10 protein-coding genes are annotated in these 9868 nt (G+C 74.9%); 6 read left to right on the top strand and 4 right to left on the bottom strand.

What is annotated here, in order from left to right; all coding sequences use genetic code 11:
• The 5 genes from GQS09_RS10555 to GQS09_RS10535 all read left to right on the top strand — a co-directional run.
• Window positions 1-1249 (top strand): sensor histidine kinase (locus GQS09_RS10555; protein WP_399552473.1); only part of this gene is annotated, 1249 nt, incomplete at its 5' end.
• On the top strand, window positions 1246-1944 hold the full coding sequence (locus GQS09_RS10550; protein WP_313896076.1) for a response regulator transcription factor: 699 nt from the start codon (window positions 1246-1248) through the stop codon (window positions 1942-1944). The genes GQS09_RS10555 and GQS09_RS10550, both read left to right, overlap by 4 nt.
• 203 nt (window positions 1945-2147) lie before the next feature.
• Window positions 2148-3251, top strand: coding sequence for an alpha/beta hydrolase (locus tag GQS09_RS10545; RefSeq protein WP_165985754.1), 1104 nt, complete (start codon window positions 2148-2150; stop codon window positions 3249-3251).
• Window positions 3235-4539, top strand: coding sequence for an acyltransferase (locus GQS09_RS10540; RefSeq protein WP_165985753.1), 1305 nt, complete (start codon window positions 3235-3237; stop codon window positions 4537-4539). The genes GQS09_RS10545 and GQS09_RS10540 overlap by 17 nt, the downstream gene beginning before the upstream one ends.
• Before the next feature lie 56 nt (window positions 4540-4595).
• On the top strand, window positions 4596-5537 hold the full coding sequence (locus GQS09_RS10535; RefSeq protein ID WP_165985752.1) for a SecDF P1 head subdomain-containing protein: 942 nt from the start codon (window positions 4596-4598) through the stop codon (window positions 5535-5537).
• A gap of 45 nt (window positions 5538-5582) precedes the next feature.
• On the opposite strand, the gene GQS09_RS10530 is transcribed toward GQS09_RS10535, so the two are convergent.
• Window positions 5583-5771 (bottom strand): hypothetical protein, encoded by a 189-nt coding sequence (locus tag GQS09_RS10530; RefSeq protein ID WP_165985751.1) that lies wholly within the window; start codon window positions 5769-5771, stop codon window positions 5583-5585.
• A 182-nt stretch (window positions 5772-5953) separates the two neighbouring features.
• On the bottom strand, window positions 5954-6484 hold the full coding sequence (locus tag GQS09_RS10525; RefSeq protein WP_165985750.1) for a MerR family transcriptional regulator: 531 nt from the start codon (window positions 6482-6484) through the stop codon (window positions 5954-5956).
• 88 nt (window positions 6485-6572) lie between these two features.
• Between GQS09_RS10525 and GQS09_RS10520 the strand changes: the two genes are divergently transcribed.
• Window positions 6573-7472 (top strand): serine hydrolase, encoded by a 900-nt coding sequence (locus GQS09_RS10520; RefSeq protein WP_243761286.1) that lies wholly within the window; start codon window positions 6573-6575, stop codon window positions 7470-7472.
• Between the two features lie 87 nt (window positions 7473-7559).
• On the opposite strand, the gene GQS09_RS10515 is transcribed toward GQS09_RS10520, so the two are convergent.
• Window positions 7560-8948: an RICIN domain-containing protein gene (locus tag GQS09_RS10515; protein ID WP_207957677.1), complete on the bottom strand. Its 1389-nt coding sequence runs from the start codon at window positions 8946-8948 to the stop codon at window positions 7560-7562.
• 176 nt (window positions 8949-9124) lie between these two features.
• Window positions 9125-9853, bottom strand: a complete 729-nt coding sequence (locus tag GQS09_RS10510) for a pirin-like bicupin family protein (RefSeq protein ID WP_165985748.1) — start codon at window positions 9851-9853, stop codon at window positions 9125-9127.
• Between the last annotated feature and the right edge of the window lie 15 nt (window positions 9854-9868).

Raw genomic sequence — 9868 nt, 5'->3', positions numbered from 1 at the left:
CCGGACGCCGCGGGCGGCGCTCGCGGCGCGGCGCGCGACGTGGCCGTGGCCGCGGCTGCTGCCGCATGCCCTGGCCTTCGCCGCCACCGCCGCCCTGCTGCCGGTGACGGTCATCGTGCTGGACGCCCCGGGGCGGCTCGACGGCGGCCTGGCCGGCCTCTTCGGCATCCTCCAGGCCGGACCGCTGCTGTTCGCCGCGGCCCGCCCCCGCGAGGCCTGGTACGTCGTCTTCACCGGCGACGTGGCGGCCGCCCTCGCCCTGCTGGCCACCGACGACCGCACCCTGCCCTGGCCCTGGCCGCCGATGACCGTGGTGGGCTACCTGCTGCTCTGCGTCGCGCTCTCCCTCACCCAGGACCGGCGCACCCTGATCACCGTCTTCTCCGCCACCGCCGCCGCCTCCCTGGTCCTCGGCCTGGCCGCCCCGGACCGCAGCTCCGGCTCGGTGGTGGTGCTCACCGTGCTCACCGGCGTCGTGCTCACCCTCGGCGGTTCGCTGCGGGCACTGGTCGTCACCCGGCGGCGGCTGGCCGAGCAGGAAACCATCAGCGAGGCCGAACGCTCCCGGCGCACCCTGCTGGAGGAGCGCGCCNAGGCCGAACGCTCCCGGCGCACCCTGCTGGAGGAGCGCGCCCGGATCGCCCGCGAGCTGCACGACGTGGTCGCCCACCACATGTCGGTGATCACCGTGCAGGCGGACAGCGCCCCCTACCGCCTGGCCGGGCTGCCGCCCGGGGCGCGCGAGGAGTTCGCCGCCATCGCCGCCAACGCCCGCCAGTCACTGGGCGAGATGCGGCGGCTGCTCGGCGTGCTGCGCAGCGAGGGGAACGGCGGCGAACGAGCACCGCAGCCCGGCCTGGACGAGCTGCCCGGCCTGGTGCAGGCCACCCGCCGCGCCGGCATCCCCACCGAGCTGCGGCTCGGCCCCGGGGCCGGGGAGGTTCCGCGGGCCGTCGGCCTGAGCGCGTACCGGATCGTGCAGGAGGCGCTGGCCAACGTGGTGCGTCACGCGCCCGGCGCGCCCGCCACCGTGACTCTGGCCGCCGAGGGCGGGACGCTGCACGTCACCGTCGAGAACGGCCCCTCCCCCGGCCCGGCCGCGGACCGTCCGGCCGTGGAGTCGGGCGCGTCCGGCACCGGCCACGGACTGGTCGGCATGCGGGAGCGGGTCCGGCTGGTGGGCGGCACCCTGGAGACCGGACCGCTCCCGGACGGCGGCTTCCGGATCACCGCTACGCTGCCGCTGTGACCGCTGCTGCCGTGATCCGGGTGCTGATCGTCGACGACCAGAGCATGGTGCGGGCCGGCTTCGCCGCGCTGCTCGCCGCGCAGAGCGACATCGACGTGGTCGGCGAGGCGGCCAACGGTGAGGAGGGCGTGGCCCTGGCCCGTTCCCGCCACCCGGACGTGGTGCTGATGGACGTGCGGATGCCGGTGCTGGACGGTCTGGAGGCGGCCCGCCGCATCCTGGCCCCGCCGCCCGGCGTCACCCACCGCCCCCGGGTGCTGATGCTGACCACCTTCGACGTGGACGACTACGTCTACGAGGCGCTGCGCGCCGGGGCCAGCGGCTTCCTGCTCAAGGACGCGCCGCCGTCCGACCTGATCGCGGCGGTGCGGGTGGTGGCGTCCGGGGACGCGCTGCTCGCCCCCTCGGTCACCCGCCGGCTGATCGCGGACTTCGCCCGGCAGCGGCCCGCCCCGCCGCGCGGCGGGGCCGCCCCGGCGCTGCGGCTGAAAGCCCTCACCGCCCGCGAGTCCGAGGTGCTGGAGCTGATCGCCCGCGGCCTGTCCAACGCCGAGATCGCCAAGGCCCTGGTGCTCGCAGAACAGACGGTGAAGACGCATGTCAGCCGCATCCTGGCCAAGCTCGGCCTGCGGGACCGGGCCCAGGCGGTGATCCTCGCCTACGAATCCGGGCTGATCACCCCCGGCCAGTCCTGAACCGGCCCCGGAACCGGCCCCGGAAGCCGCCGGGAAACCCGCCCGGAAACCGGACCCCGGGGCCGGACCCGGCCCGCGTCTCCGTCGGCCACCCCCTACCGGGGTACTGCCCCCGGTTTGGCTCCGTGGGGTGACGCCCGGCCTCCCGCCGCGCCCGCAGTCTCCCTCCGTTCGATCCGCCGGACCGAGGGAGGACCACCGCCATGCCACCCAGCCGCCGCCGTCTCCGGGCACGGGGCCGCCGCTCCCGCCGCGGCATCGCCGCCGCCACCCTGCTCGCCGTCCTGGGCACCGGAAGCTGGTCGGTGTCCGCGACACCGCTGGTGACCGGGCCGCCGCCGGGCACGGCGGCCTGGCTGGCCGACCCGGCCGCGCCGCCCCACCCCTCGGCCGCCGCACCGGACACGGCCGCCGCCTTCTTCGCCGCCCTCGCACCTGCCGAGCAGGACCGGCTGGCCGAGCGGTATCCCCGGGTGGTGGGCAACCTGGACGGGGCACCGCCGCGGCTGCGGTATGCCGCCAACGCCCGCGCCTGGCAGGAGCACTTCGGCGAGCCTCCGGCACCGGGGCAGCAGCTCCTCGCCTTCGACCCGCGCGGCCGGGGCACCTTCGCCGAGGTGTACGGCGATCTCGCCGCGGCCCAGCGCATCGCGGTGATCGTGCCCGGCGCCGGCAACGACCTGGCCCGGCACGCCACCCCCAGCGGCATGGCCCGCAACCTGCACCGGCGCATGGCCCGGGACAACCCCGCGGTACCGGCGGCGGTCATCGCCTGGGTCGGCTACACCACGCCCGGCGAGGCGGGCGCGGACGCCGCCACCGGACGGCTGGCCGAGGCGGGTGCGCCGCGGCTGGCCCGCTTCCTGGCCGGTCTGGCCACGGTGACCGGCGCCGCACCGGCGGCGGTGTTCTGCCACAGCTACGGGGCCGTCGTCTGCGGGCTGGCCGCCGACGGCCTGTCCCCCGCCGAGGCCGGGGACCTGGTCTTCCTCGCCGCGCCCGGGACCCGCGCCGCCGACGCCGGGGCACTGGGCACCCCGGCCCGGGTGTGGGCGGCCCGCGCCCCCGGGGACTGGGTGCGGCTGGTGCCCCATGTGCGGGTGCTGGGCCTGGGCCACGGCACCGACCCGGCCGACCCGGGGTACGGGGCCCGGGTGGTGACCGCCGAGACCGTCCGCGGCCACGCCGGCTATCTGGAGCCCGGCACCGACGCACTGCGCAACTTCTCCGCCATCGCGCTCGGCGACCACACCGCCGTGACCTGCGCGCCCGCATCCGAGGAGTGCCACGATGCGCGCCGCGGCTGAACCCGGAACCCGCACCCGGCCCGCCGGCCCCATCGGCTCCGGCCCCATCGGCTCCGGACGCGGCCCGTTCGCGCGGTTCGCGGGATTCGCGCGGCGCGTCGACGCGGCGACCCCGCAGGGGCGCGACCGGGCGGTCGACGGGCTGCGGGCGCTGGCGCTGCTCGCCGTCCCGGCCGGCCACTGGCTGGTCGGCGGCTTCACCCTCGGCCCCGGGGACGCCGCGCTGCACAACGCCAGCCCGCTCACCGCGCTGCCGCAGCTCGCCCCGGCAAGCTGGGTGTTCCAGATGCTGGGCATCTTCTTCCTGGTCGGCGGCCATGCCTCGGTCCGCTCGCTGCGGCGCGCCGCCGCCCGCTCCATGCCCACCGGGCAGTGGCTGCGCGGGCGGCTGGCCCGGCTGGGCCGTCCGGTGGCCGGCGTGGCCACGGTCTGGGCCGGGCTGCTGGCCGCGCTCGGTGCCGCCGGGGTCCCGGACGCCACCCTGCGCACCGCCGTCGTCCTGGTCGTCCAGCCGCTGTGGTTCGTCGGCGTCTACGCCGTGATCACCGCGCTCACCCCGCTCTGCGTGCGCGCCGCGGAACGCCTGGGCGGCCTCGGCTCGGCCGCACCGCTGCTGCTGTGGGTCGCCGCCGTGGACTTCCTGCGCTACGGCCCGGCCGCGGCGGCGGTCCCGGACTGGCTGGGCCTGCTGAACCTGCTGCCCGGCTGGCTGTTCGCCTACCAGCTCGGCGTGGCCTGGGGCACCGGCCGGCTGCGCCGTCCCTCCGCCCGGCTGCTGCTGGCGGGCGGTACGGCACTGTTCGCCGTGCTGCTGCTGGCCTTCGGCTACCCGGCCTCCATGGTGGGGGTGCCGGGCGCGGCACGCACCAACTCGCACCCGCCGTCGCTGCTGGTGCTCGCCCTGGCCGCGGTCCAGTCGGGAGCGGCGGTGCTGCTGCGCGACCGGCTGTCCGGCCTGCTGCGCCGCCGGCCCGGGCTGTGGGCACCGGTGGTGGTGGTCAACCTCTCCGCCATGACCATCCTGTGCTGGCACCAGACGGCGATGCTGGCGGTGGCGGTCACCAGCGCGCCCCTCGGCCCCGTTCCGGGCCTGACCGAGGCGCCCGGCTCGCCGGGCTGGGTGGCCGGCCGGCTGGCCTGGCTGCCGCTGTTCGCCCTGCTGCTGGCCCTGATCGGCAGGGCCGCCCGCCGTTTCGAGACGCCCTGGACCGCGGCCACGGCCGTGCACCGCACCGCGGCGGCGCTGCTGACCGCGGCGTTCGCCGGATACGCCGTCGCCGTCCTGTGAGGGCGGGATGGCGGAAACACCCGCACGGGCGGCGGGCGGTGGGGAGACTGAGGACCATGCGTCTGACTCGACTTCCGCGCCGTGCCGTGCCCGTGCTCACCGCCCTGTGCCTCACCCTGCCGGCCGCCGCCGCGCTGACCGCCTGCGACTCCTCCTCGGACTCCGGCTCGGGCTCCGGCCCGGGCTCCGGCGGGGCCGACGGCGAGCAGTCCCCGGAGGAGGACACGGTCACCGTCCGCTACACCCCGGTGTCCCCGCTGGACGAGGAGCAGCTCGGCCGGGTGGCCGGCCAGGTGCGGCAGCGGGCGGAGGCGCTGGACCTGGGCGAGGTGACGGTGGAGACCGACGGCGGCGCCGTGGTGCTGACCGGGCCGGCCGCGGGCGAGCGCAGCTTCCGGGAGCTGGCCCGCCCCGGCGCCCTGTATTTCCGTCCGGTGCAGGCCCAGTCCCCGCCGGGAACGGACGGAGTCCCGGACGACGACAGCCTGCCGCTGCGCTCGGAGTTCGGCGCCCTCGACTGCACCGACCCGGAGGCGGCCGGGGAGGCCGCCCGGGGCCACGACCCGGAGCAGCCGGCGGTGGCCTGCGGACCGGGCCTCGCCGCGGGCGATCCGCCGCTGAAGTACCTGCTCGGGCCCGCGGCCATGAGCGGGGCCGAGGTCGCCGCGGCCGAGGCGGTGCTGGAGCCGCAGCTCGGTGCCTGGGTGATCCGGATCGAGCTGACCGAGACCGGGGCGGATCAGTTCGGCGACCTGACCGAGCGGCTGGGCCTGCAGCCCGTGCCGCAGAACCAGGTGGCCATCGTGATGGACGGCGAGGTGGTGTCCGCCCCGGCCGTGCAGGAGCGGATCGGCGGGGGCACGGTGCAGATCCAGGGTGGCGTGGACGAGCCCTTCACCCAGGACTCGGCGAAGGAGTTCGCCGCCCTCCTGGTTTCCGGTGCCCTCCCGGTGCCCCTGACCGTCGACTCCGCCGTCGGGACCGGGGCCGGCCAGTGACGTCCGGCGGCCGGCGGCGGCCCCGCGGCAGGCCGCGCTCCGTGGTCACAGTCCGCAGCGGAAGACCAGTCCTCGCGGAACGAGCAGGTAGCCGGAGCGTCTGGGCGGGCGGGGCGAGCCGGGCAGACAGCCGCCGAGGTGCCAGAGGGCGGGTGTGTCGGGGACGTAGGGCCGGGTCGGGTCCGGATCGAGGATCGGGAACTCGTCCATCCGGTGCCGGACGGGTCGTCGCATGGCTGGTGCCCTCCTGATGCCACGGCGCCGTCCGCAGGAGCGGGCGGTCCGGCGCTCTCCGGTTGGCAAACGCCCGAGGACGATCAAGGGGCACGCACAGGTCACGGGTGACGCACGTCCGCCGGAGCCGGCGGACACGGCCGGGCGGCGGCCGCCGGGAGGGAGCCGGGAGAATGCCGGGCTCAGGCTCCCTCCGCGGTGGCGACCGGGTGCGGGGCGGTGGCGCTGCCGTAGAAGCGGATCTTGTAGTCGAGCACGGCCAGCGCGTCCTGGAGCTCGCCGATCCGGCGCAGCACTCCCTCCCGGGTGGTGCGCAGCAGGTCCTGGCGGGCCTCGTAGGTGTGGTCGCCCTCCCGTACCAGTTCGGCGTAGCGCACCATGTCCGCCACCGGCATGCCGGTCAGCCGCAGCTTGCCGATGAACTCCAGCCAGTTCAGGTCCTGGTTGCGGAACCGCCGCTGCCCGGTGTGCGAGCGGTCGATGTGCGGCATCAGGCCGATCCGCTCGTACCAGCGCAGGGTGTGCGCGCTCAGCCCGGTCAGGGCGGCGACCTCGCTGATGGTGTAGTGGTCCTCGCCGTCCGGCCGGGGGTGGGCGACATGGGCGGTGACGCAGGCATCGCCGTCCCGGGCCGCCGCCTCAGCGGCGGCGGCAGCAGTGGCGGCGTCGGTGGCGGCATCGGTGGTCTTGGGCGCCGTGTCGGTGACGGTCATGTCTGCACCGTACAAAGTTGGAGTCCGCTCCAAGCAAGCTTTCCGGGGGTGGGAATCCTCCCCGGGCTAGGCTCGGACCATGGCTGACATGGCTGGCATGGCTGGCAGGAGCGAGCACGGCAGGAGCGCCTGGGAGGGCCGCGAATTGCGGAGCCTGGCGCTGGTCGACGAGTGGCAGGTGCCGGACACCGCGGTGGGCGTGGTGCTGAGGGACGGCACGGTGGCCGGGCGGCACGGGCCCACCGGGCGGCGCATCCCGCTGGCCTCGGTGACCAAACCGCTGGCCGCCTACGCGGTGCTGGTGGCGGTGGAGGAGGGCGCGGTGGAGCTGGACGAACCGGCCGGGCCGGCCGGCTCGACCGTGCGCCATCTGCTGGCGCACGCCTCGGGGCTGGCCTTCGACACGCCGCGGGAACAGGCGCGGCCCGGGGAGCGGCGGATCTACTCCAACACCGGTTTCGAGGTGCTGGGCGACCATGTGGCCAAGGCCAGCGGCATCCCGTTCCCGGAATATCTGCGGCAGGCGGTGTTCGCGCCGCTGGGCATGTCGGACACCGAACTGGCCGGCTCGCCGGCCAAGGACGCGGTCTCCACGGTGGACGATCTGCTGCGGTTCGCGGCCGAACTCCAGGCCCCGCGGCTGCTGGACCCGGCGACGCTGCGGGAGGCGGCCTCGGTGGTGTTCCCGGGGCTGAGCGGGGTGCTGCCCGGGTTCGGCAACCAGAAGCCGAACGACTGGGGCCTGGGCTTCGAGATCCGGGACGGCAAGTCCCCGCACTGGACGGGCGCCTCCTCCTCGCCGCGCACCTTCGGGCACTTCGGCCAGTCCGGAACGTTCCTGTGGGTCGATCCGGAGGCGGGCGCGGCGTGCGTGGTGCTGACCGGCCGGGCGTTCGGGCCGTGGGCGGCGGAGGTGTGGCCGTTCTTCACGGACGCGGTGCTGGCCGAGCTGCGGGAGCCGGAGCGGACCGCCGGGCCGCACGGCTGAGGACGGCCGCGTGCCCTCCCCGGGCGTCGTCCTCGCCCGGGGAGGGGGCCGGCCGGAGCCGGCCGCGGCCGGCGCGGGCGGGGCGGATCAGATCCGGCCCGCTCCCGCGCCCGCGGTCACGATGCTCTTCACGCTGGAGGCGCTGTCCAGGCGGTAGGAGTAGGGGATGGAGGCGGTGCTGCCGGAGCTCTGCGGGCTGCCGGAGCCGGTGAAGTAGTTGTTGCGCTGCACCAGGCTGCCGGGGCCGGAGGAGCCGTAGCCGACGAGGGTGGGCTCGTCGACGTTCTCGAAGTAGTTGCCCTCGACCAGCACCCCGGCGTTCATGGTGGAGGCCACGCCGTATTCGTTGTTGTAGTAGTAGTTGTTGTAGACGTGCACGGGGTTGCCGAAGCGGACCCGGGGGTGGCGGGTGTCGGTGCCGTCGAACCAGTTGTGGTGGTAGGTCACCCGCAGGTTCCCGACGTCCGCGGTGTGGCTGTCGGAGTGCCCGAGCAGCATGGTCTTGCCGTGGTTGTAGAAGCGGTTCCAGGAGACGGTGATGTAGTCGGACTCGCGCTTGATGTCGACCGCGCCGTCGTAGCCGTTGGTGAAGGTGTTGTGGTCCACCCAGATGTTGGTGGACGACTCCTGGATGTTGATGGCGTCGTCATCCCAGTTGCGGAACGTGATGTTGCGGATGATGACGTTGCGGGCGCCGCTGATGTTGAGACCGCCGCCGGAGATCGTGGCGTTGGACCCCAGGCCGATGATGGTCTTGTTGGACTGCACCCGGTTCATGCCGGACCACGAGATGGTGCCGCTGACCTGGATGGTCATGGCCGAGGAGGAGGACAGTGCGCTGCGGAGCTGGTCGGCGTTGCTCACGGTGACGGTGGAGCCGCCGGCGCCGCCGGTGGTGCCGCCGTTCTGGGTGGCCCACCCCTCAAGGCCGCCCGGCGGCTGGGGGTTGCCCCCGCTCACCGGGACCAGGCGGAACTGCTGGTTGGTGCCGCCGGTGTCGTCGTACTGGGAGATCCGGGCGCCGTCCGCGGTGGACCACTCCCACACGTCCAGGGCCTTGCCGCTGAAGCGGTTGATGAAGCGGTAGTAGCCGTCGCCGGTCTCCACGGCGCGGAACTGCTGGTTGGTGCCGCCCAGGTCGTCCCACTGCACGATCTGGGCGCCGTTGTCGGCGTTCCACTCGTACACGTCCAGCACCTTGCCGGAGTGCCGGGCCTGGATGCGGTAGTAGCCGTCCCCGGAGGAGACGAAGCGGAACTGCTGGTGCGTACCGCCGGTGTTGCTGTACTGGATGAGCCCGGCGCCGTTGTCCGTGCTCCGGTTGGAGACGTCCAGCACCTTCCCGGAGTTCCGGTTCTCCAGGTAGTACCAGGTGCCGGTGCTCGGCTGCGCCTGGCTGGTGGTGGCGGTGAGCAGGCCGAAGAACAGGGCGCAAACGCTTGCCAGCGCCGCCGCCGCCCAGGAGTGCCTGCGCACCCATCCGCGATGTCCGCGTCGCTCACGCGGTTCAAGTGACATGTCGGTTTTCCCTTTCCGGCTCGGGATGATCTGGTGCAGACCATCTGAAAGGGAGCGCTCCCAGCAGAACGACTGGTGACTGAAACGTATCAATGCGTCATGAGCGCGTCAATCTCTGGGACGGGAAGCGCTCTCTACATCTGCGGGCCGGGCGTGCCGTGGAGCTCCCAGACCAGCAGCTCGGTGCCCGGTTCAGTCTGCTCCAGCCGGCCCTCGCACGGATCGGCCGGTTCACCGATCCGTGCCGCGTCCCCGGCCGCCAGCCGCACCCCCTCCGGCCGCTCCGGACGGGTCAGCAGCACCGCACCGCGCGCCACATGCAGGTAGACCCGGGGCGCCCGCGGCAGCGCCGGTCCCGGCCCGCCGCCCGCCGCCGCACGCCACAGGTGCAGCACGGCGTCCGCCCCCGGCACCGGAAACCGCGCCGCGCCCGGGGCACCGTCCTGCCCCAGCGGCCGGCGCACCACCTCGTAGCCGGGCTCGCCCCCGGCCTCGCCCGGGATCAGCCACATCTGGAGAAAGCGCAGCGTGCCCGGCCCGGCGTTGCGCTCCACATGCCGCACTCCGCGGCCGGCGCTCAGCCGCTGGAGGTCCCCGGCCCGCACCAGCTCCGTGCGGCCCGCCGAGTCCTCGTGGGCGAGCTCGCCCTCCAGGACCCAGCTGACGATCTCCATGTCCGAGTGCGGGTGCTCGGCGAACCCGGCCCCGGGCGCCAGGATCTCCTCGTTGCAGGCGGTCAGCGGGCCGAAGCGCAGATTGTCCGGGTCGTAGAAGCCGGCGAAGGCGAAGGCGTGCCAGGTGTCGATGCCGGCCGCCGCGTCCCCGCCGTTGTAGCGCTCCGCCGCCCGCTGGATGATCAGCATGCCGCCACGGTAGTC

This window comes from Streptomyces sp. YIM 98790 (genome assembly GCF_011421595.1).
GTDB lineage: Bacteria > Actinomycetota > Actinomycetes > Streptomycetales > Streptomycetaceae > Streptomyces.
The sequence above is the reverse complement of the archived record's forward strand: the minus strand, read 5'-3'. Positions and strand labels throughout refer to the sequence as shown.